This window comes from Haloterrigena turkmenica DSM 5511 (assembly GCF_000025325.1).
In the GTDB taxonomy this organism is placed as follows: domain Archaea; phylum Halobacteriota; class Halobacteria; order Halobacteriales; family Natrialbaceae; genus Haloterrigena; species Haloterrigena turkmenica.
Map to the genome: position 1 here is coordinate 1,443,642 of NC_013743.1, position 24,487 is coordinate 1,468,128.

The 24,487-nt window shown below is 63.0% G+C and carries 25 protein-coding genes, 1 tRNA gene and 1 pseudogene; 12 read left to right on the plus strand and 15 right to left on the minus strand.

Features of this window, described 5'->3' with window-relative positions; all coding sequences use genetic code 11:
• Positions 1-56: 56 nt before the first annotated feature.
• A complete protein-coding gene (locus HTUR_RS28425) occupies positions 57-182 on the plus strand; it encodes a hypothetical protein (RefSeq protein ID WP_012942581.1) in 126 nt (41 codons plus the stop codon).
• A gap of 34 nt (positions 183-216) precedes the next feature.
• Here HTUR_RS28425 and HTUR_RS06820 read toward each other — a convergent pair whose 3' ends face one another.
• Positions 217-903, minus strand: a complete 687-nt coding sequence (locus tag HTUR_RS06820; RefSeq protein WP_012942582.1) for a competence/damage-inducible protein A — start codon at positions 901-903, stop codon at positions 217-219.
• A gap of 221 nt (positions 904-1,124) precedes the next feature.
• Between HTUR_RS06820 and HTUR_RS06825 the strand changes: the two genes are divergently transcribed.
• The 4 genes from HTUR_RS06825 to queC all read left to right on the plus strand — a co-directional run bounded on the left by HTUR_RS06825 (position 1,125) and on the right by queC (position 3,860).
• Positions 1,125-1,481, plus strand: a complete 357-nt coding sequence (locus HTUR_RS06825; RefSeq protein WP_012942583.1) for a winged helix-turn-helix domain-containing protein — start codon at positions 1,125-1,127, stop codon at positions 1,479-1,481.
• Between the two features lie 264 nt (positions 1,482-1,745).
• Positions 1,746-2,270, plus strand: coding sequence for a 6-pyruvoyl trahydropterin synthase family protein (locus tag HTUR_RS06830; RefSeq protein WP_012942584.1), 525 nt, complete (start codon positions 1,746-1,748; stop codon positions 2,268-2,270).
• Position 2,271: 1 nt separating this feature from the next.
• On the plus strand, positions 2,272-3,096 hold the full coding sequence (locus HTUR_RS06835) for a 7-carboxy-7-deazaguanine synthase QueE (RefSeq protein WP_012942585.1): 825 nt from the start codon (positions 2,272-2,274) through the stop codon (positions 3,094-3,096).
• Positions 3,097-3,128: 32 nt separating this feature from the next.
• Positions 3,129-3,860, plus strand: coding sequence for a 7-cyano-7-deazaguanine synthase QueC (gene queC, locus HTUR_RS06840; protein WP_012942586.1), 732 nt, complete (start codon positions 3,129-3,131; stop codon positions 3,858-3,860).
• A gap of 16 nt (positions 3,861-3,876) precedes the next feature.
• Here the strand turns inward: queC and HTUR_RS06845 are convergent, their stop codons facing one another.
• The 3 genes from HTUR_RS06845 to HTUR_RS06855 form a co-directional block, all read right to left on the minus strand.
• The gene (locus HTUR_RS06845; RefSeq protein WP_012942587.1) at positions 3,877-5,292 is read right to left on the minus strand and encodes an outer membrane protein assembly factor BamB family protein; all 1,416 of its coding nucleotides are present in this window, start codon (positions 5,290-5,292) and stop codon (positions 3,877-3,879) included.
• 127 nt (positions 5,293-5,419) lie between these two features.
• On the minus strand, positions 5,420-6,643 hold the full coding sequence (locus HTUR_RS06850; protein ID WP_012942588.1) for an iron-containing alcohol dehydrogenase family protein: 1,224 nt from the start codon (positions 6,641-6,643) through the stop codon (positions 5,420-5,422).
• 132 nt (positions 6,644-6,775) lie between these two features.
• A complete protein-coding gene (locus HTUR_RS06855) occupies positions 6,776-7,414 on the minus strand; it encodes an NAD(P)-dependent oxidoreductase (RefSeq protein ID WP_012942589.1) in 639 nt (212 codons plus the stop codon).
• Positions 7,415-7,556: 142 nt separating this feature from the next.
• On the opposite strand from HTUR_RS06855, the gene HTUR_RS06860 reads away from it, so the two are divergent.
• The gene (locus HTUR_RS06860; RefSeq protein ID WP_012942590.1) at positions 7,557-7,919 is read left to right on the plus strand and encodes a winged helix-turn-helix transcriptional regulator; all 363 of its coding nucleotides are present in this window, start codon (positions 7,557-7,559) and stop codon (positions 7,917-7,919) included.
• A gap of 217 nt (positions 7,920-8,136) precedes the next feature.
• On the opposite strand, the gene HTUR_RS06865 is transcribed toward HTUR_RS06860, so the two are convergent.
• The 5 genes from HTUR_RS06865 to HTUR_RS06885 form a co-directional block, all read right to left on the minus strand.
• Positions 8,137-8,775, minus strand: a complete 639-nt coding sequence (locus HTUR_RS06865; RefSeq protein WP_012942591.1) for a 30S ribosomal protein S3ae — start codon at positions 8,773-8,775, stop codon at positions 8,137-8,139.
• On the minus strand, positions 8,772-9,098 hold the full coding sequence (locus tag HTUR_RS06870; protein ID WP_012942592.1) for a KEOPS complex subunit Pcc1: 327 nt from the start codon (positions 9,096-9,098) through the stop codon (positions 8,772-8,774). The genes HTUR_RS06865 and HTUR_RS06870 overlap by 4 nt, the downstream gene beginning before the upstream one ends.
• Positions 9,095-10,288 carry a hypothetical protein gene (locus HTUR_RS06875; protein WP_012942593.1) on the minus strand — a complete coding sequence of 398 codons (1,194 nt, stop codon included), beginning with the start codon at positions 10,286-10,288 and terminating at the stop codon, positions 9,095-9,097. The genes HTUR_RS06870 and HTUR_RS06875 overlap by 4 nt, the downstream gene beginning before the upstream one ends.
• 15 nt (positions 10,289-10,303) lie before the next feature.
• Positions 10,304-10,774 (minus strand): 30S ribosomal protein S15, encoded by a 471-nt coding sequence (locus HTUR_RS06880; RefSeq protein ID WP_012942594.1) that lies wholly within the window; start codon positions 10,772-10,774, stop codon positions 10,304-10,306.
• A gap of 279 nt (positions 10,775-11,053) precedes the next feature.
• A complete protein-coding gene (locus tag HTUR_RS06885; protein WP_012942595.1) occupies positions 11,054-12,652 on the minus strand; it encodes a long-chain-fatty-acid--CoA ligase in 1,599 nt (532 codons plus the stop codon).
• A 151-nt stretch (positions 12,653-12,803) separates the two neighbouring features.
• Between HTUR_RS06885 and HTUR_RS06890 the strand changes: the two genes are divergently transcribed.
• Positions 12,804-12,875 (plus strand) — tRNA-Ala (locus tag HTUR_RS06890).
• Positions 12,876-12,961: 86 nt separating this feature from the next.
• Here the strand turns inward: HTUR_RS06890 and HTUR_RS06895 are convergent.
• Positions 12,962-13,969 carry a tyrosine-type recombinase/integrase gene (locus HTUR_RS06895; RefSeq protein WP_012942596.1) on the minus strand — a complete coding sequence of 336 codons (1,008 nt, stop codon included), beginning with the start codon at positions 13,967-13,969 and terminating at the stop codon, positions 12,962-12,964.
• Positions 13,970-14,317: 348 nt separating this feature from the next.
• Here HTUR_RS06895 and HTUR_RS25480 point away from each other — a divergent pair, with 348 nt between their 5' ends.
• The 4 genes from HTUR_RS25480 to HTUR_RS26665 all read left to right on the plus strand — a co-directional run bounded on the left by HTUR_RS25480 (position 14,318) and on the right by HTUR_RS26665 (position 17,731).
• Complete coding sequence (locus HTUR_RS25480) at positions 14,318-14,629, plus strand: winged helix-turn-helix domain-containing protein (RefSeq protein WP_012942597.1); 312 nt, start codon at positions 14,318-14,320, stop codon at positions 14,627-14,629.
• Positions 14,630-14,946: 317 nt separating this feature from the next.
• Positions 14,947-15,576, plus strand: a complete 630-nt coding sequence (locus HTUR_RS06905) for a hypothetical protein (protein ID WP_012942599.1) — start codon at positions 14,947-14,949, stop codon at positions 15,574-15,576.
• A 662-nt stretch (positions 15,577-16,238) separates the two neighbouring features.
• On the plus strand, positions 16,239-16,712 hold the full coding sequence (locus HTUR_RS26660) for a hypothetical protein (RefSeq protein WP_012942600.1): 474 nt from the start codon (positions 16,239-16,241) through the stop codon (positions 16,710-16,712).
• 224 nt (positions 16,713-16,936) lie between these two features.
• A complete protein-coding gene (locus HTUR_RS26665; RefSeq protein WP_012942601.1) occupies positions 16,937-17,731 on the plus strand; it encodes a DUF6338 family protein in 795 nt (264 codons plus the stop codon).
• On the opposite strand, the gene HTUR_RS25485 is transcribed toward HTUR_RS26665, so the two are convergent.
• Positions 17,732-18,193 carry a helix-turn-helix transcriptional regulator gene (locus HTUR_RS25485; RefSeq protein WP_012942602.1) on the minus strand — a complete coding sequence of 154 codons (462 nt, stop codon included), beginning with the start codon at positions 18,191-18,193 and terminating at the stop codon, positions 17,732-17,734. It abuts the gene before it with no gap.
• A 489-nt stretch (positions 18,194-18,682) separates the two neighbouring features.
• Here HTUR_RS25485 and HTUR_RS27900 point away from each other — a divergent pair.
• Positions 18,683-19,056: pseudogene (locus HTUR_RS27900) on the plus strand (hypothetical protein).
• Here HTUR_RS27900 and HTUR_RS06915 read toward each other — a convergent pair.
• The 4 genes from HTUR_RS06915 to HTUR_RS06930 are packed head-to-tail and all read right to left on the minus strand — an operon-like array spanning position 19,001 to position 24,391.
• Positions 19,001-20,371: a hemolysin family protein gene (locus HTUR_RS06915; protein WP_012942603.1), complete on the minus strand. Its 1,371-nt coding sequence runs from the start codon at positions 20,369-20,371 to the stop codon at positions 19,001-19,003. The pseudogene HTUR_RS27900 and the gene HTUR_RS06915 sit on opposite strands and share 56 nt — an antisense overlap.
• A 5-nt stretch (positions 20,372-20,376) precedes the next feature.
• Positions 20,377-22,482 (minus strand): dipeptide ABC transporter ATP-binding protein, encoded by a 2,106-nt coding sequence (locus HTUR_RS06920; RefSeq protein WP_012942604.1) that lies wholly within the window; start codon positions 22,480-22,482, stop codon positions 20,377-20,379.
• Positions 22,479-23,399 (minus strand): ABC transporter permease, encoded by a 921-nt coding sequence (locus tag HTUR_RS06925; RefSeq protein WP_012942605.1) that lies wholly within the window; start codon positions 23,397-23,399, stop codon positions 22,479-22,481. The genes HTUR_RS06920 and HTUR_RS06925 overlap by 4 nt, the downstream gene beginning before the upstream one ends.
• On the minus strand, positions 23,396-24,391 hold the full coding sequence (locus tag HTUR_RS06930; protein WP_012942606.1) for an ABC transporter permease: 996 nt from the start codon (positions 24,389-24,391) through the stop codon (positions 23,396-23,398). The genes HTUR_RS06925 and HTUR_RS06930 overlap by 4 nt, the downstream gene beginning before the upstream one ends.
• Between the last annotated feature and the right edge of the window lie 96 nt (positions 24,392-24,487).

The window sequence follows — 24,487 nt, forward strand, 5'->3', positions numbered from 1 at the left end:
CGAACGACGCGCCGATTTTCTGAAAGGTTAAGGGGGCTGGGGACGGACCGCGGAGCATGGACACACTCACGCAGGTCGTGCTGGCGGAAGGTGCGGAGCTACCGATGGACGTCGTCGGCTGGGGCGCGTTAGTCCTCAGCCTCCTCGTAACGATCGTCTGGCTCGCGTACCTCTACCGGTAACGCTCCCGACGGCTACCGACGGCCGATCGCCTTCTCACTCGGCGAGTTCGACGCGTTCGCGGAGCCACGCGGCCGCCGCGGCGACCGTCTCCTCGTCGGTCCCCTGGACGGCGAGCCGGACCGAATTGCCCGGATAGCTCCCGACGCTGACGTCGAATCGCTCACGGACGCCGGCGATTCGGTCGAGCAGCGCGCTCTCGGGTTCGTCGGCGACGACCTCCTCGCGGTAGGTCGGCGCGCCGGCGAACTCGGATTCGATCGACTCGAACATCCGCTTCATCTCGGCCGGCACGCCGGGCAGGACGTAGATATCCTCGACGACCGCGCCCGGAGCGACCCCCTCGTCGTTGTGCAACGCCCGGGCGCCGGCAGGCAGGTCCGCCGTCCCCGCGGTCAGGTCGTCCCGCGAGTAGCCCGACTCCTCGAGCCAGGCGAGCGCCTCGGCGTGTTCCTCGAGGTCGCGCCCGAGCGCGGCGGCGACGCCCTCCATGGTGACGTCGTCGTGGGTCGGCCCGAGGCCGCCGGTGACGACGACCGCGTCGTACTCGGCGCGGTACTCGTTGACGACGCGCGCGATATCGCCGATCCGATCCGGGACCGTGGTGACGCGTTCCACCGAGACGCCGCGCTCGTCGAGTCGTTCGCCGAGCCAGGTGGCGTTCGTGTTTGTCGTCTGCCCGGCGAGCAGTTCGTCTCCGACCGTGACGATCGCGACGTTCATACGGGACCGTTCGGGCCCCGGATTGAAACGAGTATCGAGGTTTCAGTCCGCGGTAGTCGGTGCATATCGGCAACCGCGGGCCGAACGTGGGCCTCGAGGAATCGTCGGCTATCGGAAAATTTCTGACGAGGAGTTGACCAGTTTAATCACCGACCAGTATACAACTGGACCGGTCAGGTAACCACAAGATTCAATCTTGATAATTCATTAGAGGATGAACGATGTCTCAGAGTCGGACGGATGGAGCCGAGGCGGATTCGACCGCGGTCCTCTCGGCGCTCGGGAATAAATACAGCGCAGAGATCCTCTGCGCCGCGGGAACACCGAAGTCGGCACAGGCCTTGAGCGAAGATATCGAGATCCCGATCGCGACGTGCTATCGGCGCATCGAGGAACTCGTCAACGCCGGACTGTTGACCTGCGAGGGCCGACAGCTCTCCGAAGAGGGGCGCCGCACGAACATCTACCGGCGAACCTTAGACGAGATCGAGGTCGACTTCTCGAAGGATCGCCCGCAGCTCTCCCAAAAGCGTCGAACGGAGGCCAAGAACAGACTGCAAGACCAGCTCAGGGACTGACTGAACCGTCTCGAGCGACCGAGGATCGACAGACCGAAAGCAGGGATGGGAGACGTCGACTGGAATCGACCGACGAGACGAACGATCGCTTTTCCGGGCCGGCGACCGGTCAACGCGATTTTTCGGACCTCGAGTGACTGTCGCGATCTACCGTTCGAGTCGAGGCCGTGAGCGAAGCGTCCGAACGCGGGCAGTAGCGAGTCGGCCGAACCGGCGCCGTCGCCAGTCGGTCATCCTTAAGTAATCCCACGGGAATACTGCGGTATGACCGAACCGTTCGACGGATCCGATCCAGCGGCCACGACCGACGATAGCGAGGCCGAACGTAGTGAGGCCTCGGCGGTAGCGAGTCGCGGACAGGACCCCGTCGTCGGCACCGAACGCGTCCTCCGAGTCGGCCACGACCGACCGATCAGGATCAGCACCGGCCATCGGATCCGCCACCACGACGGCAAGTGCGCGCGCCCGCACGGCCACAACTACGAGGTCGCCGTCACCGTCGTCGGCGAACTCGCCGACGAGGGCTGGGTCGCCGACAAGGGAGATATTACCGACGTCATCGACGAGTGGGATCACATGTTTCTCCTCGAGGCGGGCGATCCGCTGATCGAGGCCTTCGAGGCGTCGGGCGACAGCGATGCGGTCGTCGTCCTCGAGCACCCGCCGACCGCGGAGGTGATGAGCGTGCTCTTAGAGCGAAAGCTCCTGGCCGCACTCCCCGAAACCGTCTCCGACGTGCGGGTACAGGTCAACGAGACCAGCGAACTCTGCGGGGGCGGCCGATTCTGAGATGCCGGTCTCCGATTCCGTCGACCGCGACGGTGAGGGCGAGGGCGCTGGCGCTCGAGACGGTGCGGGGACTCACGGTGAGCGTCCCGACGACGGCCTCCCGATCAACGAGCTGTTCTACTCGCTGCAGGGCGAGGGCACTCTCGCCGGCGTCCCGTCGGTGTTCGTCCGCACGAGCGGCTGTAACCTCCGGTGTTGGTTCTGTGACTCCTATCACACCTCCTGGGAGCCGACCCACGCGTGGCTCGGCCTCGAGGAGATCCTCGCCGAGATCGAGAGCCACGACGCCGACCACGTCGTGCTCACGGGCGGCGAGCCCCTGATCCACGAGGAGAGCGTCGCCCTCCTCGAGGCGCTCGACGATCGCGGCTACCACACCACCGTCGAGACCAACGGGACGATCAATCGCGACGCGCCGATCGACCTCGCCTCGATCAGCCCGAAACTCGAGAGCAGCACGCCGACGCCGGAGCGCGCGCCGGACGACGCCGACGAAGCCGACGCGGAGCGGTGGGCCGAGCGCCACGAGCGCGACCGGATCGACCTCGAGGCGCTCGCTGCACTGGTCGAGGACTACGAGTTCCAGCTGAAGTTCGTCGTCACCGACGGCGACGATCTGCCGGAGATCCTCGACCTGCTCGCGGAGCTCCGCGGCGTCGCCGACGCGCCGATCCGCGACGACGACGTGCTCTTGATGCCCGAGGGCGCGACGCGCGAGCGCCTCGCGGAGACCCGCACCCGCGTCGCCGAGCTCGCGATGGAGCACGGCTTCCGGTACACCCCGCGGCTCCACGTCGACCTCTGGAACGACGCGCCCGAGACGTAGCAACCGACGACCGTTCGACCACCAGCACTACGATGACCGACGCGAACACCGCGACTGACGACGACGAATCGACCAAGAAACGCGCCGTCATCCTCCTCTCAGGAGGTATGGACAGCGCCACCGCCGCCTACGAGGCCCGCGACCGGGGGTACGAGCTCTACGCCCTGCACACCTCCTACGGACAGCGCACCGAGGACCGCGAACTCGAGTGCGCCCGCCGACTCGCCGACGAACTCGACGCGGCCGACTTTCTACAGATCGAGACCGGTCACCTCTCGGCGATCGGCGCCTCGAGTCTCACCGACGACGAGATGGCCGTCGCGGACGCGGACATGGAGAGCGACGAGATCCCCACCTCGTACGTCCCCTTCCGGAACGCGAACCTGCTCGCGATGGCGGTCTCCTACGCCGAAGCCAACGACTGCGAGGCCGTCTTCATCGGCGCTCACAGCGAGGACTTCTCGGGGTATCCGGACTGCCGGCCCGAATTCTTCGAGGCCTTCGAGAACGTGGTCGACGTCGGGACGAAACCCGAGACCGATATTTCGATCGAGGCGCCGTTCGTCGAGTGGTCGAAAACGGATATCGCCGAGCGCGGCGTCGACCTCGAGGTCCCGTACGAACACACGTGGAGCTGTTACCGCGAGAACGAGCCCGCTTGCGGCACCTGTGACGCCTGTGCGTTCCGCCTGCAGGCGTTCCAGAACGTCGGCGTCCGCGATCCGATCGAGTACGCCGAGCGGCCCGACTACGCCGCGGAGTAGCCGCAACCGGGGACGCTCAGTCCCCTCCGTTCGCGACTCGACGGCCCACGGCCGCGAGCGCGAGGACGCCGCTGACGATTCCCGTCCCGACGGTGAATCCCGGCGCGCCTTCGCCGTCGGAGCCCTCGTCGTCCGCGGATGGTTCGCCGTTGTCCGCGGATGGATTGCCGTCGTCCGCAGATGGATCGCCGTCGTCCGCGGATGGTTCGCCGTCGTCCGCGGATGGTTCGCCGTCGTCCTCCGATCGGATCGCGACCAGTCGGTCGCCGCTCGCGTAGACCGTTCCGTCGACGACGGCGAGCTGGCTCGGTTCGAAGTCGGTCTCGAGGCGCCACAGCGGGTCGCCGCCGTCGCGATCGAACGCGACCGCGCCGGACTCGCCGTCGTCCGCGACGGCGGCGAAGACCGCGCCGTCGCCGACGATCACGTCCTCGATAGTCGCGGCGTCGGCCGCGGACCGCCACTCGTCAGCGCCGGAGGCTCTATCGTAGCCCACGACGACCTCCCGGTCGGACGACGCCGCGTCGTCGACCGCGTAGAGTCGATCGGCCGCGAGCGCGGCCGGTGAGTAGGTCGGCACCGTCGCTCGCTCGTCACCGTTGCCGGCGTCGTAGACCGCGACGGCGTCGTCCTTGACGACTGCGACGGCGTCGCCGTGGGCCATCGGACGACCGGAGAACGTGTCCGCGGCCCAGTCGTCGACCCGGTCGGCCCAGCGGGCCGCGCCGGAGTCGAGTTCCCGGGCGAACAGCTGGTTGTTGCTCACGGCAAAGACCGCGCCGTCGCCGACGGCGACGGGGTCTCGCTGGAGCGGATCGCCGCGCTCGCCGCCGTCGACAGTCACCGGTTCGGGGTCGAATCGCCACTCCCTCGTCCCGTCCCGCGCGTCGAAGGCGAACAGGCTCCCGTCGGCGACGACGAGCACCAGGTCCTCCCCGACCACCGGCGTCCGGTTGGTCTCGTATCCGATCCCGGATTCCTGCCAGCGACGTTCCCCGTCGGCCGCCTCGAGGGCGGTGATCGACGCGGTATCGCCCGCGGTCGTCACATATACCGCGTCGTGATCGGCGGCCGGCGCGCCCACCGCGGCGACCGCCGAACCGTCGACCGTGACCTCCGTGATCCACTCCTCGTCGCCGTTTGCCGCGTCGTACGCGGCCACGCGACCGTCGTCGGTGACCAAAAAGAGGCGGTCGCCGGCGGCGGCGAAACGGCCGCCGCGTTCGACCGTCCAGTCGATCGCCACCGGCGGTTCGGGGCCGGCCGTCTCGGGAGCGGCGGCGCTGCTGTCTGCGTCCCCGTACCGGGTCGGCCAGTCGGCCGGGGCCGACGCGTCGGTCGATCGGGCGGCACCGGTTTCCGAAGCCGCTGCCCCGGTCGCCACCGCGACGCCGACGTACTTCAACACGTCTCGTCGGTCGTACTCGGTCATACCTACCGAGGCGGTGATGCCGATCCCTGTTACTTATTCCTCCGGTAGAACCGTTGCAGCCCGACAATACGGGGCATGAAGTGGTTCGATCAGTGAAAAGATCTATGAGTCGATAGGTAGCTGCGACCTACCACGCCGCCTCGAGGATCCCCTCGATCTCCTCGACGGAGGGGGCCAGTCCGGGCGGCGCGTTCGCCATGAACGAGTCCTCGAGGATCGCCTCCGCGACGGCGGTGAACTCCTCGGGCCGCGGGCCGTCGACCTCGCGCAACTGCGCGGGGAGGTCGAGTCCGTCCCGAATCTCCGCGACCGCCTCGACGACCGCCGCGCCGTGATCCGCGGCGTCGCCGACACCGAGCGCGGTCGCGAGCATCCCCGCCCGCGCGTCCACGTCCTCCCGCTCGAAGAGATACTCGAGGACGTGCGGGACGACGATCCCGTGGGCGGCCCCCTGCTGGACGTCGTACGTTCGCGTCAGCCCGTGGCCGAAGGCGTGGACGATCGAGAGCGTCGTCTCGCCGGGCCGAGAGATACCGTACTGGACGAGGACGATCCCCTCGAGGAGCGTCTCGAAGGTCCCCACGTCTCGGTCGCCGTCACCGAACGCGCGGAGACCGTCCTCGAGTTTCTCGAGGCCGTGTCTGGCCGTCGCGTCGGTCACGGGCGTCGCGTTGGCGGCGTAGAGCGTCTCGATGCCCTTGTCGAAGCCGTTCATCGCCGAGCCAGCGAGGATCGAGTCCGGCGTGGTCGCGACCAGTTCGGGGTCGTAGACCGCCGCCGCGGGCATCAGGTCGGGGTGGGAGACGCCGCCGCTGGCCGGCTCGTCGACGGGCCCTTCGTCGGGATCGGCGGTGACGCCGGCGACCGACGAGAGGTCCGCGCCCGCGAGCGTCGTCGGCACCGTGACGATCGGCACCAGCCCTTCGTCGGGGACGGGAAGCGTCCCTGTTTCGGCGAGTTCCCGGCCGGCGGCCGCCGGACCGTAGCCGTTGGCCGCGAGAACGCTGATGATCGTCGCGACATCGAGGCTACTGCCACCACCGACGCTCACGATTGCGTCGGCATCCTCGGCCTCGAGGCGGTCGCGCCCCGCCAGCGCCGTCGAGAGCCGCTTCGCCGCCGACGTCTCGTCGAACACGCCGGCCAGCCGCTCTCCCAGCCCCGATCTCACCGGTTCGATTACCGTCGGCGTCGCCCCCACCGTCGAACCGCAGACGAGCAGCGCGCGCTCGAGACCCAGCGCCTCGAGTTCGGCCTCGAGGTCGTCGACGCTACCGGCGCCGAAGCGGATCGTCGCCGGGTCGTAGTCGAAACGGAACGACGGCTCGCGGTCGCTCGAATGAGAACGCATGGACGGCCGTACGGACCGCGGGCTGTTAAAAGCGAGAGCAGCGGTGATCCAGTAGCGAGGTGTCGGTTCGGAATCGGTTCGCCGGTCCGTTCGAGTCTGACGTCTCCGTTCACCGTCGCGAGACTCGCGGCGTCAGTGACCGACGCCGAGGTACGTGTGGACCGCCTCCTCGTTTTCCAGTTCGTCGACGAACGCGACGGCGAAGTCCTCCATCGAGATGTAGCTCTCGCCGTTCTCGTCGGCGACGAGCCGTCGGTCCGCGGTTCGGTACTCGCCCGTTCGCTCGCCGGGCTCGATCACCGCTGCCGGCCCGAGGTAGGTCCACCGGAGGTCGTTGGCCTCGCCGATGACCCCGTACGCGTCGATGGCCGCCTGCGCGAGAGGCTCGAGTTCGTTCGGGAACTCTTCGGTCTCGATGAGCATCGTCTCCGGGTCGACGCGCAGGCCGCCCGCGCCGCCGGTCCAGACCAGGCGGTCGGTGTCCGTCCGCTGGAGTCCCTCGACGACCGCTTCGGCCATCTCGACGAGGACGTCGACGTCCGCGTCGTCCGACGGGCCGAGCGCCGACGCGACGGCGTCGTGATCCGCCGCGAGAGACGCAATTTCATCCGCATCAGTCGCGTCGGCGGCGACCGCGCCGAAGTCGGGGTCGTCGATCCCGTCGATCTCGCCGCTGCGGGACGTCCCCGTCACCTCGTGGCCGCGCTCGAGGAGTTCGGTCGCGATTCGTCGCCCGATTCGTCCGCTCGCACCGAGTAGGAGTACGTTCATGATCGTGCGTTAGGTGATTTCGCCGGTGGTCGGCACGCGATACGCAGATGAGCAGCCAGACGGCCGGTTACATCACCATACCTGCTGTTGGGACGTAACTGTGATATAGTTCAGCGAACGTCGGTATGAGCAAGTCACACCGATGTCACCGCACTCGGATCTCGAAGCGAAATACGCCAGCTGTCCGGTGATCAAGACCCTCGAGGAAGTCGGCTCGCGGTGGCGGTTGACCGTCATTCACGTCCTCCGAGAGGGCGAACTCCGCTTTAACGAGCTCAAGCGTGCGACGGACGCGAACTCACAGACGCTGTCCCGCGTGCTTGACGACCTCGAGGAGACGGGTTACGTCGAGCGGCGAGTCGAGGAGGAGAGCCCGATCGCCGTCTACTACTCGCTGACGCCGAAGGGCGACGACCTCCTCTCGGCGTTCGACGAGATCCTCGAGTGGGGCGAGAAGTGGATCGACGACGACGACCGCCCCGACGGTGAGGAGAGCGGGGCGTAGCGAGACGAGGCGCTCGGTACGCGCCTCGAGCGTCGTATCGTGTGCGACGGTGCTGTGGCTCCGCAGTTCGATATCTGCGTCGTCGCGGCGCCGCGACTCGACTGCTATGCCCGGGGCTCTGCGACGAGACGGCGTCCGCGAGAAAAATCGATCTCGGTTGGTGATCGCGACTCGAGAGTCGGACTCGGCTTCGAATTCGAGTCCGAGTACGGACCGATTATTCGGCCGCGACGTCTTCCTCGTCGACGTCGACCGCGGTCGCTTCCTCTTCGGCGACTTCTTCGGGGTGGGCCTCAAGGGTGGCCTTCTGGATCTCGACGCGACGCAGCGGGTAGATCGTCTTGGCCTCGCCGTAGATCCCCGAGGAGAGTCGACCCTCGACGACGCTGTCGATGAGCTCCTCGAAGGAGCGCTCGGCGGCGGCCTCCTCGATCATCTCGACCATCTGGTTGCGGATGGCCTTCTCCTGGCTCGCGTCGGCCTTCTTGGTCGTGAAGGCGACGGGCTGGATCTGGACGCGGTAGTCGTCCGTCGTGAGGACGGTGACGTAGGCCTCGACCTTCGAGGCGCCCCGTCGGACCAGCGACCGCAGGTAGTCCCGGGTCAGGGAGTGCTCGACGAACTCCGTGTACGCCGAGTCGCTGCCGACGTCGGTGATCTTGAAGGTCAGCTTGGTGTTGTTCTCGCTGGCGTTGTTGTTGAGTTCGCCCAGCGTCGTTTCGATGGTTCGGTCGTAGACCTTTTCCGGTTCGTCAGCGGGGGTTTCGCCGAGTTCCTGGCGGTCGAACTGCTCGGGTGCCAGGACGGTGTACCACCGCTTCTCCTGTTTCGCGCGTGAAACTGATCGTTCACTCATGATGTATCTGTAGTGTTACTGTCCGCATCGGACGCGGGCCCCGCGTCCGCTGGTAGCTCGCGCTGTTCCCCTGGGTCCCGTCCGGAACGGGCCACGTCGATCGCCACCTCGAGATTGACCACGTAGTCGTCGACGTTCGAGTGGAGGCCACCGGTCGCCTCGCGTTCGATGTGCGTGACGACGGCGCCCTCGGTCTTAGTCTCGGCATCGCCGTCCTCGCGCTCGACGACCGTCTCCATCTCGTCGGTGTTGTCCGGGCGAAGCGCCCGCGCGACGAGTTCGGGGTCGTCGTGGCGCGTTCGAATGGTCGCGCGCCGACTCATCGTCGGTCCCTCACGATCTGTATGAGCGTCGACTCGTCTACGCCGGGATCGTACCGTAGGTAGCCGCGGCGGCGGCCGCCGTCGTAGGCGACCCCCTCGATCCCGACCTCCTCGAGTTCGCGTGCGACCGCCTCGACGGTCGCCCCCAGCGGCTCGCCGCCGCGGGTGGCGATCGCCGCCTCGCCGTCGGCGACGGCGAGGACGGTCGATTCCGGCGACCGGTAGGCCGCGGCGATCCGGGCGACCGCTTCGACGGGGCCGTCGTCGACGCCGACGACGAACAGCCCGTCGTAGCGTCCCGTCGAGCCGGCTTCGAGCGCCGCGTGGGCGCGTCGGCCGTGCTCGCGCCAGGCGTCCAGTGCCGGCTCGCGGGCGTCGTGGCCCATCGCGAGCGCGGCGCCGGTGCCCGGCTCGGTGCGGGCGGTCGCCTCGAGGACGTCCGCGTAGCCGCCGATCGTCGCGAACGGCGCGTCGGCCGTCGCGTACGGCCGTAGCACGCGCTGGACCGTCTCGGCCGCGGCCGGTACCGCCTCGTCGTCGCCGACGATATCGAGGGCGACGGCGGAGCCGATCGTCCGGTGGGCGTCCGAATCGAACGCGTCCGGCGCGGCGAGGTCGACGCCGAGTTCCTCGAGCGCGGTCCGCGTCGCGCTCAGGTCGCCCGACCACGGCGCGCGAAGGCGCGTCGAGTGGGCGAGACCGTCGACCGGATCGGTCGTCGGCACCGCGACGCCCGGTCGGCGATCGACCAGGCCCTGCGTCCGCGCGGCCTCGAGGACCCACTCGCTCTCGCCGGCACCGGGTTCGACGCCAGCGGCCACGAGCCCCGCGAGCGCGAGGACGTGATCCGGCGACGCCTCGAGGCCGCGAACGGCCTCGAGCGCCGCGAGCGTGGCGGGTCGGTCGTCAGTATCGAGCCGCGTCGCGTCCGCGTCGACGGCGCCGATGGCGACGGTAACGTCGTCGGCCGCCGCCCGTCGGTCGCGAACGCGCTCGGTTCGGTCGGCGACCGTGGGGCCGACGCTCACCTGGAACGGCGTCCCGCGGTCGGCCAGGGCCCGCGCGAGCAGGCCGCTGGCCGCCAGCGCGTCGCCGTCGGCGCGCGCGACGAGGTGGACGAAGCCGGCGCTCCCGATCGCCTCCGCGGCGGGGGCAGACGCCGGCTCGGCGGACCGACTATCGGTGGCCATCTAGATTCGGTGGGGTTACTCCTCGTCGAGGAGCTCTTTCGCGACGTCGTAGGAGTACGTGAAGTCCGGCTCGACTTCGTCGCCGCGGTAGTAGTCGACGAGGCGTCGGACCTTCGACTCCGTGTTCTGCAGGGCGCGCTTGTTCTGGTAGTCCTGCGGGTTCTGCTGGATGTGCTCGCGCAGGCGCACGGCGCGTTCCATCAGGTTGTAGAGGTCCTCGGGGAACTCCGATCGCGCGTCGTTCTCCTCGAGGATCTCGGTGATCTTCTTCCCGGTCGCCAGCTTGACGTCCGGGACGGGCGTGCCCGTGACACCTTCGTCACGCAGCTTCATCCCGATCTGACTGGGATCGTAGCCCTGCTCTGCCAGTTCGACGACGCGGGCTTCGATATCGTCCGCGTCGACGTCGCTCCACTCCGGCGGGTCGTCTGCCGTCGGCTTGTCCGATCCGGACGAGCCGCGACGGCGGGTGTGCATTCGTGCCATTGGTGAGGATAGGAACCGCACTGACCGCTGAAGTCGTGTGACAGTCGCCGCTGCGACCGTCCGTGCACTTCCGCAATCCCAAGCCGTCCGAAACAGTGGACGGCGCAGTCAGATTTGCGGCCGTGCGCTTCCCACCAGTGTCTTCGCTCGGACGGACTAAAGGGTTTCTAGACTGGCTTCCTCGAACCGTAGCTGGTCGGTGCTCGAATGGTGGGTGGTGTTCTCGAGCGATCCAGTAGTGAAAGTGTGGAGTGCGATCGCGGTCAGTCGAGCGATCAATTACTGCTGTCCCACGCGCGTCTCCTCTTCGTCCCAGTACTCCTCGCGGAGTTCGTACTTCTGGACCTTGCCGGTCGCGGTCTCGGGGAGATCTTCAACGAAGTCGACGCTCGAGGGCTTCTTGTAGCCCGCGAGGTGCTCGCCGACGAACTCGAGGATCTCGTCCTCGGTCGGCTCGGCGCCGCTTCGCGGGACGACCAGGGCCTTCGGCGTCTCGCCCCACTTCTCGCTCGGGACCGGAATGACCGCGGCCTTTCCGACGTCGGGGTGGTCGTAGAGGACGTCCTCGACCTCGATGCTCGAGATGTTCTCGCCGCCGGAGATGATGATGTCCTTCTTGCGGTCCTGGATCGCGACCATCCCGTCCTCATCGATCGTCGCGAGGTCGCCGGTGTGGAAGTAGCCCTCGAGGCGCGCGGTGAACGCCTCCTCGGTGGCGTCGGGCTTCTCGAGGTAGCGGTCCATCACCTGGTTGCCGCGGACGACGATCTCGCCGATGGTCTCGCCGTCCCGCGGGACGTCCGCGCCGTCCTCGTCGACGACCCGGACGTCGGTACAGAGCGTCTGACTTCCCTGTTTGACCTTGAGTTCGCGGCCGCGCTCGGCGAGCCGGCGCGGCGAGTTGCTCGTCGTGATGATCGGCGCGGTCTCGGTGAGCCCGTAGATGTGGATGATCCGCCAGCCGAACTCGTCCTCGACGGTCTCGATGGTGGCCGTGGCGGGGGCCGAGCCGGCGGTCGCGATTCGGACGTCGCGGTCGCCGGTGGTCTCGAGGTCGGGGTGTTCCTCGTGGTACTGAATCAGGTTGTTCAGCACCGTCGGTGCGCCGCACATGAACGAGACGTCGTACTCGCGCACGCGCTCGAAGACGCCCGCGGCGTCGAAGGTCCGCTGGCAGACGTGGGTCCCGCCCGTGCCCGTGATCGCGTAGGTGTGCCCCCAGCCGTTGCAGTGAAACATCGGCAGCGTCCAGAGGTAGGTGTCGTCGTCCCGGATCTCCATGTGCTGGTTGAGCACCAGCGCGTGCCAGTGCTCGGTACGGTGGGTGCGGACGACGCCCTTCGGATCGCCCGTCGTCCCCGAGGTGTAGTTGATGCTGGCGTCGTCGTCCTCGCTGATCTCGGGACGGTCGGGTTCCTCGGTGGGCTGGCCCTCGAGGAACTCCTCGTAGTCGGCCCACTCTCCCTCGATCTCGTCGGCCCGATACCCGACGAACGTGTCCGCCGGAATCGTGTCGCGGATCGCCTCGATCTTCTCGGCGTAGTCGTAGTCCGCGACGATCGTGTTCGCCGCGCAGTCCTCGAGGATGTACTCGTACTCGCCCGAGACCAGCCGGTAGTTCAGTGGGACGAACACCGCGCCCAGCTTGTTGGTCGCGTACAGCGTCTCGATGAAGTAGTGCGTGTTCGGCGCGAGCAAGGCGACGCGGTCCCCCTGTTCGACGCCACTGTCCTCGAGGGCGTGTGCGAGCCGGTTTACGCGGTCGTTGACCTCTTCGTAGGTGTACTCGGTCCCGTCGTGGGCGACGACGCCGGTGACGTCACCGTAGCTGTCAACCGCCCGCTCGAGGAAGTCCGTGGTGAGCATCTCCCGTTTCATTCTGTGGTACCCGTTACCACTGACCACGTAATGGGTCAAATGTTTACTCCCGCCTTCCAGCGAGTACCAGGGTGGTGTGCTAATACGTGGGATGGCTCGAGCGTTTCGAGGGGTTTATCTATTCCCGCGGAAAATGGAGGAATGCGTACGAGGGCTCGTAGATCAGAGGTAGATCACTCCCTTGGCATGGGAGAGGCCCCGGGTTCAAATCCCGGCGAGTCCATACAATTCTGGCGTTTCAGGCGTTTTACTTCCCGAATTCTGGGTTTAAGCAATCAGCGACAACTGCTGATTGCTGTCTCCAGATTCCTAGAGGTCTTCGATGAAGTCACGTCGCTGCTCCATCTTTGCTCGGTCCGTGCGTCGGTCGTAGTGGTGTTCGAGACCCTCCGGTGAAACGTCACACCGGTCGCTAACGATTCGCTCCGGGACACCTTCTCGGAGCTGATGGGTGATCGCACCGCGTCGGATCGTGTGTGGCGAGAGGCTACTGGGACACTCCGAGTAGTGACCGTACTTGCGTGCCTCACAGTCCATCGGATCACGATCGTGGGGACAGTCCCCAATCATACAGGGCTGGGTGAGCCGGTACACCTCCGAGCGAATCTGACTCGAACTCAACCGACCTTGATCGCTCGTCACCAGCGGTTGGCGGCCGTGGTCATCAGTGATGTCGTGCCGATGGAATCGGATGTACTCATCGAGTACACCGCAGTAGTAGTCGTCGAGTGCGATCGCCCGTTCAGCCGGTTCCTGATTCTTGAGTGGCGTTCCCGTTCCGGGTCGATGGCGGAGCCAGAAACACTGTCCGTCGGGTTCGTAGTCCTCGAGATCGATCGCACGGAGGCTCCCGAGGCGAATCCCCGTATGCCAGAGGATCGCGACGAGAACGTGTTCGCGGCTCGCACGCTTGTACCGCTCGAGATAGCCGAGTATCTTCTCCGCCTGCTCGGGCTCAAGCAGTTCGTCACGTGCGTCTTCATCGCGATCGACCTCGGGAAGTTTCACCCGTTCACGCATTCCCGATTCAACGGCATCGATCGAGGCACAGAACTCGAGGAAGACGCGAATCGTCGCCAGTTGCCCGCGGAGCGTGACGAGGTTGATGTCCTGCTGGCGCCAGACGCGGTAACGGTGTAAGTCTCGTCCGGAGAGGTCGTTGAGGTTCTCGAGGCCGACTTTTTCGCACCACTCGACGAAGGAATTGAGTCGGTAGTTGTGATTCTGGAGGGTCTTTTCGCTTAGCTCTGGCTCCCGGTGAGCGACGTAGCATTCGACCGCCTCTCGAGGTGTAATTGGCTCGAGATCGTCGCTCATACGTTCTCGAGACCCCCGTATTGACCGTCGTCACTGTCTGCTTGAGCACCGCAGGCGTAGCGGTCGTCAGACCTTTTGGCTGGCGATACCTCCTGCCGTGCGTGGGGTGTCGTCCCCACGGAAGTTCCGCGATTCATTCCGGATCACCGGAGCTACCTTTCGGGCGGCGTTGCAGCGCCGCCCAGCCTCGCATTCCGATGAGAGTCATCTTCAGCCGAGTCGGTAGCTCCTTAGTTCTGAATATAGTCCAATATTGCATAAATGCAACGAGTATGTATTATAGAATAGACCTCTATTGAACGGGGAAAGCATGAGTAATAGGTAAGCCCATGCTGAACCGACGATACGATGAGAAAATCGGGAACATGGATGACGATCTGGGACGATCGAATTCTCGAGACGCTACGGAAAGAAGGGGGGAAACCAGTCGGAGAGTTAGCGGAAGAAGACGGTATTAGAATCTCTCACTCCTCTGTTTCTCGCCGGTGTAAAAAACTCGCAGAGCATGGACTCTTGACTCCCCTCGGAAATGGAGTCTACACGATCACAGACAGCGGGAAGGCGTATCTCGACGAAGAGTACGATGCTGAAAACGACGTCTACCTGAACGGAAACGGATCGAGAGACGGCCAAACTGCAAGTCAAACCTCTGAATCGTGACGGAACGGAAGCACGCTCGATGAACGAATCCTCGAGCATTTAGCGGAGGATTCGTGGTCGACACCTCGTTGTATGTCTCGAGTCGTCGATCTCACTGCATCTCGCGGACGGATGGAGGAACGGTGTCTGTTGCTTTGTCAGGTTAGACTGATTACCCCGATCGTCGAGGATAGCAATATGTACGAGATCACCTGTGAGGGCCAGGAATATCTCGATAGGAAACTCGACGTTGAGAATCGACCGACTCCCTCGCCTCAAGCGCTTCAGGGATAGCATTGCCAATAGGTTAATTTGATAGAAAAGTAGACAATGAGTCGATGGAGCAGGACGACCTATCTGATATTCAAACCGAAGCACGGAGTCAAAATTTAGTTCGTGCTATTGAGCGGTTCATTCGGGTACTGAACAAACAGGCGGGGGAGAAGCACGCTGCGAAGGTTATTCTCGAGGGAGCGGTTCTCCAAGGTAGCAAACTCGAGCAGAAGCCGGAGCGATTTATCGAGGAGGAATTGATCGAGCCAGTGATGCAGGTTCTCGGGTATGAACCTCGATTTCAGCCAACTGGCTTCAATGGACTTGGTGGCCGTTATCCGGACTTCACCGCACTAAACCTCGATATCACGAACTTCGGTGAGGTAAAAAAACCAGGCCGAATTCAGAACGCTCGAAAAGAGTCGTTCGAATACCTGCAGATGGCTACTAACCGGCCGATCGTCGGTATTGCTACCGACGGCTTTGTCTGGATACTCCATACTGCAACTGATCCCGAGGAAGAGCCAGCGTACACGCATCACGTTACCCTTCATGATCTCTTCGAAAAGATCCGACTCGAGCAGACGCAGCCAAATGCCAAGCGCCGATCTCGCACTCACCTTCGTGATCTCTCTCAAAAGTTTGTGAGTCAGTTCAATGCTAGCCACGTAGAAGAGCTTGTTATCGATAACTAAGTTTGAAACGGCGTATCAACGCAGTTGATTATACGACCCTCATAGCCAATCGACCTTACCACGCTCTATCGTCGGCCGCCTCAAGAATCTTAATGAAGAGCCTTAGTCATCGGTTTCCTTGATGGAGTCCCATCCAGATATCGATGCCTCAAAACGATTGTTGCTCCGTTAATTACTTGATCTGTATCGATCGCTACTCTATGATCGCTCGTCCGACTCTACTCTGATTCTCGAACACTCTATACTCGAATGAGTTTGTAAACTGAAACTCAGATATGCAGAACTGTTTTTATTATTGATCACATCATAACGTCTATGAACAGGCGCGGAATCGACGAATGGGCGATCGTTCTCGCTATAAGCGGTACCATCGCGTTCACCGGTTTGTTAATTCTGTCTGTCACTACTAATCCGACTACTACTATCAGTCAAGGAGAGCCTCTCCACCGTCTACAAACATCTCTTTTAACGAGAATCGATGTTACATATCCATTGCTGGCAAAAGGGGGAATTATGATGATTTTGGTTATTCTTGGAACACTCGTTGCAAGAATTGGTTCTCAGGGGCGTTGACGAATGCTCGAGGGACACGGTATCGAGGTGCGGATTCCGACTGAGGGTTTAATGATAGGTAAGCGGCTTGTATGGTATAACGAACAGATATGAACGAGCGAGATCTGTATGCAGACGACTGGATGGAGGTAAACTGGTGCGAGTGGCTATCTCTTAATCCGACAGATGATGAGTTGACAGCGATCTTAACTGATCCGGGACTCTACCGTGTTCGCCATCGTGACCGTGACGGCCTCGAGTATATCAGTCAAACCGAACGGAGTATACGGGGACGGGTGAGCGCACTGGCACGGAACGTCTACTCCGAAGAGATGCCGTTCCGTGATCCGCACACAGCTGTACCGTGTCTCTGGGCAGTTCGTAATCGAGACAGACCAGCATTCGAAGTGTCGACTGCGACACCGTCGCTCGCCACCCACAATCAGGACTGGAAAGGCCTTGAGGAAGCACTCATCACGACCGCTCGTCGAGAGATGGGTGAAAGCCCGACCGCGAACTTCGGACGGATCATTTCTGGCTACTCACAGTCGGGATACCGAAGTGATGGATACGTCGGTGGTTAGTTCGAAGATGGGGAAACTGAACGAATACCGAATCCGGCCATAGGCCGGTTCCTTGGAGATATGATTGGCGCACACTATCTTATAACGGAACAATCACTGACGGCACAGTTTGGAAACTAATTTGTTAATTATATTGAGTTATAATTCCGGATATCCAATATGGACTGACGGAGAAAATACAGAGATAGAAGAGTTTTATATCTGGTATCATGATTGCTGTGTAGATGACGAGTGCGACTCGAATTCCAATTAGTCTTCTTGCGATTATTCTACTTCTTGTCCCGGGGTTAGTAGCGCTCGAAATCTACTATCGAAGAACAGGAAAACAATCTAAACTCTCACGGATCCAGTGGGTTGTTTTCAGTGTTTTCTTGAGTTTGTTTTCATTACTATTACTGTATGTATCTACGCCAATATACTTTGACCAGCTCACAGATATAGTAGAATCTCTATCTACCTCCCTTAATATCGTCAATGATGAGGAGTTGTTTTCCATGTCTATTCCAATTATGACTGTTTTTTATATAATTCACGTAGGAGTCTCTCTTGTGATTGGGAGAGTTATTGGAGAGCTTGATGACAGATGTCTAAATCCCGATAGAGTTCTTGATCGACGCCCACCCTGGCAGTACGCATTTGATGAAGCCAACAGTGAAGAGATTGAAGTTAAACTCAGAGATGGTACAGTTATTCAAGGCCAGTTCAATGAAGCAGCTTGGGACAAAGAGGAACATGAACTCTATATCGAGGACCCATATGAAGTAGAGTATGATGGTGAAGAATTGGTCGGGGATCCAATTGATTTAGGCCGAAGTATACTCCTAAAAGGCTCTGCAATCACACATGTGCTTTTCACTGAGGAGGACCCATACACAGAAATGGAAATCAATTCTGAGGAGATTGCTACAGAAATTGAAGGTGAACTTGATGAAATACTGCATGACCTTGGTGAACAAGCAGAGCTATCTTCATTCGAAATACAAGCAGAGGAGGAAGAATCTGAGTCTCAGGAAGAATGATTAAGCTGGTTTGAATTCATCAAGCTCGCTTTCGTCAGTGTACTCTGGATATTTAGAATAAACATACCGAAGAAGCCGATCAAGAGGCTTATTATTGTATCTCTTCTTTACATTCTGGGCATCTTCAAGAATGTCATCAAATCCAGACAAATCATTTCTATTGATAAGCTTTTGCACAACCTGCTGTCCAGTGGGCGTCAATCTGTAGGCGTATTTTTCATTTCCACTCCTATTTTTCTTCACTTCCTTGGCTATTAGGTCCCTCTCCTGTAGTTTGTCAAGAGTTGCGTGCAACTCTGGTGAAAAGGGACCATATTTGTCGCTTCGGAATTCAAATGCATTATAGAGATCTGTTTCTTCCTGAGCAAGGAATACTAGCTTTTGGAATCGAGTTGCACCGTCAACTTCTCGCTGGCCATCAACATATAGTAGGCCAAGCGGAAGGAGCTTTGAGTGTGACATAAAGGGTCTATGACGGTTTTCGTTATAAGGAAGTTCAACGGCTACTCAATAAATCTTTAGGACGAAGTGGGTCCCTTAGCTATTAACAGGCTTCGCTTACCAAGGAAGCGTCTTTAAGTCCCGTCGGCAAAAGAGAATGTCTGTCCGAAAGTTCGGAAATAGCCCATCTCACCCTTTTTACTGAGTAGATGTCTCTATCTCTGGATAATCATCCGGATCAATTAGAGATACCGTCCATGTTGCAGTATTTGTTCGTGTGACTCGAACAGGACGGCCTTTTACACTTCCTTCATTATCAACCAATCCAAGCGCCCGAAGTTCGCTCTTCGGGAGTACAACACCGCCCGACGTACGACCAACTTCTACCAACGGATGGATTGGCATGGCTACGTTCCTAACTGGGCCTAAATTTGTTTAAACATTGGTCTCACTAGTACGAGACTATGATATTCCTGATTGATATCACCCGCTCTCGAGTCACATTGAGACATGGGTACGGACAACCCGCCACTAACTGACGAGAAGACTCTCAACGAAATCTACCACGACCGGAATCGCCTCGCAATCGCCTTCGCGAGAGCGATCAGGCTCGCTTGGGGACCGGACACCGCTGACTGGTACTGGCACGACGAGTGGCCCGGCGTCTGGGTTGATACCCCACTGGCCAGAAATCGTGGCGCGTTACGCCCGATCTCGAGGACGTCCTCGAACAGTCGTCACTCCAACAGACCGACCCGCAGCTACGACGGCCACTTGAGCGTCAAGTCATACCGATCAGATCGAACAGCGAAAAGAACCGAACGCAACCTAACTCGAGGCGGCGACACCGGAGCCGTCCGTTACCGAAGGCTCCGACTCGCTGATGCGCACCCGCCTGATGCGCGTATCGTCGACGCGTTCGACGGTCAGTTCGGCGCCGTCGTAGGCGAACGTTTCGCCGGGTTCGACCAGTCGGCCGGCGCGGTTGAAGACGAAGCCGGCGATCGTCTCGAACTCCTCGCCCTCTGGGAACTCGACGCCGGTGACGTCGTTGACGGCCTCGATGTTCACCTCGCCGTCGACCCGGACGGTTCGGTCGTCGACGGTCTCGATCGGGTCGTCCTCCTGGGTCTCGAGGATCTCGCCGACGACGGCCTCGACGATGTCCTCGGTGGTGACGATCCCCTCCGTCGTCCCGAACTCGTCGATGACGACGACCTGTTCGACCCGCTGCTGGCGCATCTCGCGGAACAGCTCGTCGACGTGTTTGCTCTCGGGGACGTGCAGCGTCTCCTCGACGTGGGCCTCGAGCAAGCCGTCGTCGGTCGACTCGCGATCACCGACGAGGTCGCCGAGCGCGACGATCCCGACGACGGTATCGAGATCGCCGTCGTAGACCGGCAGGCGGGTGTGGCCGCTCTCGACGCACTTCGCGACGGCTTCGTCGACGGTCGCTTCTCGAGCGACGGCGGTGACGTCCAATCGCGGCGTCATCACCTCTTTGGCGATGGTGTCGTTGAACCGGAACACGCGCTGGAGCATCTCGCGTTCGTCGGCCTCGATGACCCCTTCGCTCTCGCCGGTCCGGATCAGCTCCCGGATCTCCTCGCGGGTGACGTACGACTCCTCGACGGCCGTGCCGCCGGTCAGGCGGTTAAGCACCCGTGTCAGCGCGTCGAACGTGACCACGAGCGGGAACAGCGCGTACTCCGAGACTTTGAGGGGACGAGCGACCGACAGTGCCCACGATTCGGTGTTCTCGATAGCGTAGGACTTGGGCGCGCTCTCACCGAACAGCAGGACGACGGCCGTCACGCCGAACGTCGCCGCCAGCATCGCCCGCCCCTGGCTCGTGTACATCGCGAACAGTCCCGTCGCGATCGAGGACATCGCGATGTTGACGAGGTTGTTCCCGACGAGGATCGTCACCAGCAGTCGGTGGGGGTCGTCCTTCAGCGCCTGGACGGTCTCGGCGCCGGACGCCCCGTCCTCGACGAGCGCCTCGATGCGGTGGTGGGCCAGCGAGAACATGGCGATCTCGGCCGAGGAGAAAAACCCCGAGAGGACCAGCAACACCAGCAGCGCCGCGACGCCGCCGGCGGCCACGAGGGTCGTCGACGGCTCGAAACCAACGACTCCCGACGCGGCGACCGGGCGAGCGACGTCGGCCAGTACCGCGGTCGCCTCGAGGCCGGGCATATCACTCAGTCACCCACCGAGTCGGTGTTCGCCGAGGCCGGGAACTCGTCGTCGTCCAGCGCGGCCGCCTCCGACGCGGCCGGTCCGTCCTCGCTCTCCGGGAAGTAACACGCCGCCCGGTGGCGCTCGTCGCCGGTCTCGTCGATGGCCGGTTCGGCCTCCCGGCACGACTCCTGGGCCTTCGGACAGCGCGGGGCGAACGCACAGCCCGAGGGGAGGTCGACCGGGTCCGGCGGCTCGCCGTCGAGCAGGACGCGAGTCCGATCCGCGGTCGGGTCCTTCTCCGGCGCGGCCGACAGCAGCGACGCCGTGTACGGATGCTCGGGGTGGGCAGCGACGCGGTCGACGTCGCCCTCCTCGATGATCCGCCCGAGGTACATGATGGCCAGCCGATCCGAGACCTGCATCAGGCTCGCGAGGTCGTGGGAGATGTAGACGATCCCGATGTCCTCGGCGTCGGCCAGCCCGCGCAGCAGGTTCAGCAGGTTGACCTTCAGCGAGACGTCCAGCATCGACGCCGGCTCGTCGCAGATCAGGAAGTCGGGATCCAGCACGAGCGCCTTGGCGACCGCTACGCGCTGGCGCTGCCCGCCGGAGAGCTCGTGGGGGTAGCTATCGAGGAACTTCTCGGCGGGAGTCAGTCCGACCTTTTCCAATGTCTCGACGATGGCCTGCTCCTTCTCGTCGGTACGGTAGTCGTGGATCGTCAGCGGCTCGCCGACGAGCTTGCGGACGGTCTGGCGCGGGTTCAGCGAGTCGAAGGGGTCCTGGAAGACGATCTGGACCTTCCGTCGGAACTCCTGGAGGTTGCCGTCCTGGTAGTACTCGTAGGGTTCCCCGTCGAACGTCAGCTCGCCGCCGGTCGGCTCCTCGAGGAGGGCCATCGTCTCGCCGAGCGTCGACTTCCCGCAGCCGGACTCGCCGGCGACGCCGAGCACCTCCGAGCGCCGGACCGACAGCGAGACGCCGTCGACCGCTTTCACGTGGTCGGGGTCCTCGCCCCGGAACTTGTCCAGCAGCGGCTGGCTCTGCTCGTAGTGTTTCTCGAGGTCGTCGGTCTCGAGAATGACCTCGCCGCGACCGGAGTCGGCGTCGCCCTCGTCGGGGATGCCCCACGTCTCCGGCTCGACGGCGTCTCGGCGCAGCTGAGCCGCCTCCTTGACGCGGTGGCAGGCCGAGCGGTGGTTCCGATTGGGGAGGTCGACCAGGTCCGGATGCGACTCCCCGCACTCGTCGGTGGCGAACGGACACCGGTCCCGAAACACGCAGGCCGTCGGCTCCCGGTTCAGGTTCGGCGGCGAGCCGGGGATCGCGACGGGGTCCTCGTCCTCCTCGTCGATCTCCGGGAAGGAGTTCTTCAGCCCCATCGTGTAGGGGTTGGTCGGGTTGACCAGCACGTTATCGACGCTGCCCTGCTCCATCACCTTCCCGCCGTAGAGGATCGACAGTTCGTCGCAGGTCTCGGCGATGACGCCGATCTCGTGGGTGATCAGCAGCAGCGAGCTGTCCATCCGCTCTTGAATCTCCAAGATCTTGTCGATGATCTTGTCCTGGACGATGACGTCCAGCCCGGTCGTCGGCTCGTCGGCGATAATGAGGTCGGGCTCGAGGGCCAGCGCCATCGCGATGGTGACCCGCTGGCGCATCCCGCCGGAGAACTCGTGTGGATAGTCGTCGATCCGGTCGGGATCGAGGCCGACGATCTCGAACAGTTCGCGGACGCGGTCGCGCGCCTTCGCGTCCGTGACGTTGCGGTGGGTGTGGATCGCCTGCGCGATCTGGTCGCCGGTCGACATCACGGGATCGAGCGAGTCCATCGCGCTCTGGGGGATGTAGGCGATGTCCTCCCAGAGGACGTCCCGGCGCTCGGCCTCCGAGAGGGATGTGAGGTCCGTTCCGTTGAACTCGATCGTCCCGCTCTCGACGGTGCCGTTGCCGGGGAGTAGCCCCAGCAGCGCCTCCGCGACGGTGGACTTCCCGGAGCCGGACTCGCCGGCGAGGCCGTAGTTGACGCCCTCGTCGATACTAAAGGAGACGTCGTTGACGGCGTGGACTGGTTCGTCGTCGGTCGCGTACGTGACTTTCAGGCTTTCGACGTTGAGTAGCGTCATTGGTCGGTCTGGATTTCGGGGTTGATGACTTCCTCGTAGGCGCGGCCGATGAGGAACACCGAGGTCGTGATCGCGGCGATACCGATGGCCGGCGGGAGCACCCACCACCACGCGACGCGCATGTTGCCCGACGCGAACACCTGCCGGAGCATCCGGCCCCAGCTGGTCATCGTCGGGTCGCCGAAGCCGAGGAAGGCGAGGCTCGCCTGCGCGGCGATCGCCCAGGCGACGCCGTAGGCGGTGTAGAGGAACCCGATCGGCAGGACGTTCGGCGCGACGTGGTACAGCATCGTCCGCAGGTCGCTCGCGCCGCTGGCTCGAGCGGACTTGACGAACGTCCGCTCGCGGACCGAGAGCACCTCCGAGCGGACGACCCGCGCCGGCATCTTCCAGAGGAAGGCGGCGATGATCGCCGTGATCAGCCAGATGTTCGGCGTCATGAACGTCAGCAGCAGCAACGCCATGGGCATGAACGGCAGCGAGAACGTCAGGTCGGTCAGGCGCATCAGGAGTTCGTCGACCCAGCCGCCGTAGTAGCCGCTGACGACGCCGACGGTGAAGCCGAGCGCGCCCGTTCCCAGCCCGCCGAACAGGCCGACGATGAGCGTCGGCCGCGCGCCGGCGAGGAACTGACTGAGCACGTCCTTCCCGTAGGCCGTCGTTCCGAAGAACGCGTCCACGCTCGGGGCGGCGAGCCGGAGCACGGAGCCGCCGTCGCCGCGAACGGTGTGTTCGATCGGGTCGTGGGGGGCCAGGTACGGCCCGAACAGCCCGAGGAAGACGAACGCCCCGACGACGAGCATGCCGGCGAAGGCCATCGGGTCCTGTCGCAGGAACGCGAACTGGTCGCGGACGGTCGTCCACAGTGCGTCGACGCGCTTGTACAGCTCCGCTTTGGGTTTCGTTTCGGTGCTCATGCGGATCCACCTCCGCTCGTCGAGACGGTCGGATCGAAGTACGCGTAGAGGACGTCTGCAAGCAGATTCGCCAGGATAACCGCCAGCGCCATGATGAAGACCGCGGCCTGGACCAGCGGGTAGTCCTGTTGCTGGATGGCCAAGACGAGTTCGCGGCCGATACCGGGCCAGCTGAAGACCACCTCGAGCAGGATCAGTCCCTGGAAGATCATCCCCAGTCGCAGCGTGAAGTAGGTCAGGATGGGCAGCATCGAATTGCGACCCGCGCGGGCCAGTTGCTCCATCTCAGTGAGTCCCTTCGCCCGGTGGAGCTTGAGGAACTCCGAGCCGCGCTTCTCGACGACGCCGTTGCGGGCCAGCAGCAGGAAGTCGCCGCTGTAGTAGAGGACGGCGACGGCGAAGGGCAAGAGGTAGTGATGGAGGAAGTCCAGCGAGGCGAACGTCTCGATGTAGCCGTCCGGCGTCGCCCGGATCGATCGCATCCCGAGCGCCGGGACGATCTCCAGGTTGTACGCGAAGACGATGATGAAGAAGATCGCCGTGATGAACACCGGCGTCGAGCGCAGCAGCGTCGTCGAGACGATGCTGAACTTCTCGAGGCGGCTCCCGCGGTTCCAGCCGGCGTACATCCCCAGGAGCGAACTCAGGATCGCCGTCGTCACCAGCGCGGGCACCAGCAAGATCAGCGAGTTGATCAGCCGCGGCTCGAGGACGTCCCAAACCGGCTGGCTCCGCAGGATGGAGTAGCCGAACTGGAAGGTCAGCAGGCTCCCGAGGTAGTTGGCGTACTGGACCCAGATCGACTGATCGAGGCCGTACATCGCCCGGATCTCGTCGATCTGTTCCTGGTTTAAGTTCCCCGAGGTCACGAGCGCCTCGAAGGGGCTCCCCGGCAGGAGCCGCAGGACGACGAAGATGACCGAGACCGCGACCAGCGTCAGCAGGACGGAGATCGCGAGCCGCTTGAGCAGGAACCGCTGGAACTTCGTCATCGGTTCACCTCCTGAACGATCGACGCGCGGTTCGCTGACCGCGTTGCCCCACGGGTCGCCTTGCGGCGGTCCGGAGTGACACGCTCGACTCGAGTG

What these genes read in the sequence shown, in the direction of transcription:
- HTUR_RS28425 (WP_012942581.1), top strand. Translation starts at nt 57, where the DNA reads ATGGACACACTCACGCAGGTCGTGCTGGCGGAAGGTGCGGAGCTACCG.
- HTUR_RS06820 (WP_012942582.1), bottom strand. Translation starts at nt 903, where the DNA reads ATGAACGTCGCGATCGTCACGGTCGGAGACGAACTGCTCGCCGGGCAG.
- HTUR_RS06825 (WP_012942583.1), top strand. Translation starts at nt 1,125, where the DNA reads ATGTCTCAGAGTCGGACGGATGGAGCCGAGGCGGATTCGACCGCGGTC.
- HTUR_RS06830 (WP_012942584.1), top strand. Translation starts at nt 1,746, where the DNA reads ATGACCGAACCGTTCGACGGATCCGATCCAGCGGCCACGACCGACGAT.
- HTUR_RS06835 (WP_012942585.1), top strand. Translation starts at nt 2,272, where the DNA reads ATGCCGGTCTCCGATTCCGTCGACCGCGACGGTGAGGGCGAGGGCGCT.
- queC (WP_012942586.1), top strand. Translation starts at nt 3,129, where the DNA reads ATGACCGACGCGAACACCGCGACTGACGACGACGAATCGACCAAGAAA.
- HTUR_RS06845 (WP_012942587.1), bottom strand. Translation starts at nt 5,292, where the DNA reads ATGACCGAGTACGACCGACGAGACGTGTTGAAGTACGTCGGCGTCGCG.
- HTUR_RS06850 (WP_012942588.1), bottom strand. Translation starts at nt 6,643, where the DNA reads ATGCGTTCTCATTCGAGCGACCGCGAGCCGTCGTTCCGTTTCGACTAC.
- HTUR_RS06855 (WP_012942589.1), bottom strand. Translation starts at nt 7,414, where the DNA reads ATGAACGTACTCCTACTCGGTGCGAGCGGACGAATCGGGCGACGAATC.
- HTUR_RS06860 (WP_012942590.1), top strand. Translation starts at nt 7,557, where the DNA reads ATGTCACCGCACTCGGATCTCGAAGCGAAATACGCCAGCTGTCCGGTG.
- HTUR_RS06865 (WP_012942591.1), bottom strand. Translation starts at nt 8,775, where the DNA reads ATGAGTGAACGATCAGTTTCACGCGCGAAACAGGAGAAGCGGTGGTAC.
- HTUR_RS06870 (WP_012942592.1), bottom strand. Translation starts at nt 9,098, where the DNA reads ATGAGTCGGCGCGCGACCATTCGAACGCGCCACGACGACCCCGAACTC.
- HTUR_RS06875 (WP_012942593.1), bottom strand. Translation starts at nt 10,288, where the DNA reads ATGGCCACCGATAGTCGGTCCGCCGAGCCGGCGTCTGCCCCCGCCGCG.
- HTUR_RS06880 (WP_012942594.1), bottom strand. Translation starts at nt 10,774, where the DNA reads ATGGCACGAATGCACACCCGCCGTCGCGGCTCGTCCGGATCGGACAAG.
- HTUR_RS06885 (WP_012942595.1), bottom strand. Translation starts at nt 12,652, where the DNA reads ATGAAACGGGAGATGCTCACCACGGACTTCCTCGAGCGGGCGGTTGAC.
- HTUR_RS06895 (WP_012942596.1), bottom strand. Translation starts at nt 13,969, where the DNA reads ATGAGCGACGATCTCGAGCCAATTACACCTCGAGAGGCGGTCGAATGC.
- HTUR_RS25480 (WP_012942597.1), top strand. Translation starts at nt 14,318, where the DNA reads ATGAGAAAATCGGGAACATGGATGACGATCTGGGACGATCGAATTCTC.
- HTUR_RS06905 (WP_012942599.1), top strand. Translation starts at nt 14,947, where the DNA reads ATGGAGCAGGACGACCTATCTGATATTCAAACCGAAGCACGGAGTCAA.
- HTUR_RS26660 (WP_012942600.1), top strand. Translation starts at nt 16,239, where the DNA reads ATGAACGAGCGAGATCTGTATGCAGACGACTGGATGGAGGTAAACTGG.
- HTUR_RS26665 (WP_012942601.1), top strand. Translation starts at nt 16,937, where the DNA reads ATGACGAGTGCGACTCGAATTCCAATTAGTCTTCTTGCGATTATTCTA.
- HTUR_RS25485 (WP_012942602.1), bottom strand. Translation starts at nt 18,193, where the DNA reads ATGTCACACTCAAAGCTCCTTCCGCTTGGCCTACTATATGTTGATGGC.
- HTUR_RS06915 (WP_012942603.1), bottom strand. Translation starts at nt 20,371, where the DNA reads ATGCCCGGCCTCGAGGCGACCGCGGTACTGGCCGACGTCGCTCGCCCG.
- HTUR_RS06920 (WP_012942604.1), bottom strand. Translation starts at nt 22,482, where the DNA reads ATGACGCTACTCAACGTCGAAAGCCTGAAAGTCACGTACGCGACCGAC.
- HTUR_RS06925 (WP_012942605.1), bottom strand. Translation starts at nt 23,399, where the DNA reads ATGAGCACCGAAACGAAACCCAAAGCGGAGCTGTACAAGCGCGTCGAC.
- HTUR_RS06930 (WP_012942606.1), bottom strand. Translation starts at nt 24,391, where the DNA reads ATGACGAAGTTCCAGCGGTTCCTGCTCAAGCGGCTCGCGATCTCCGTC.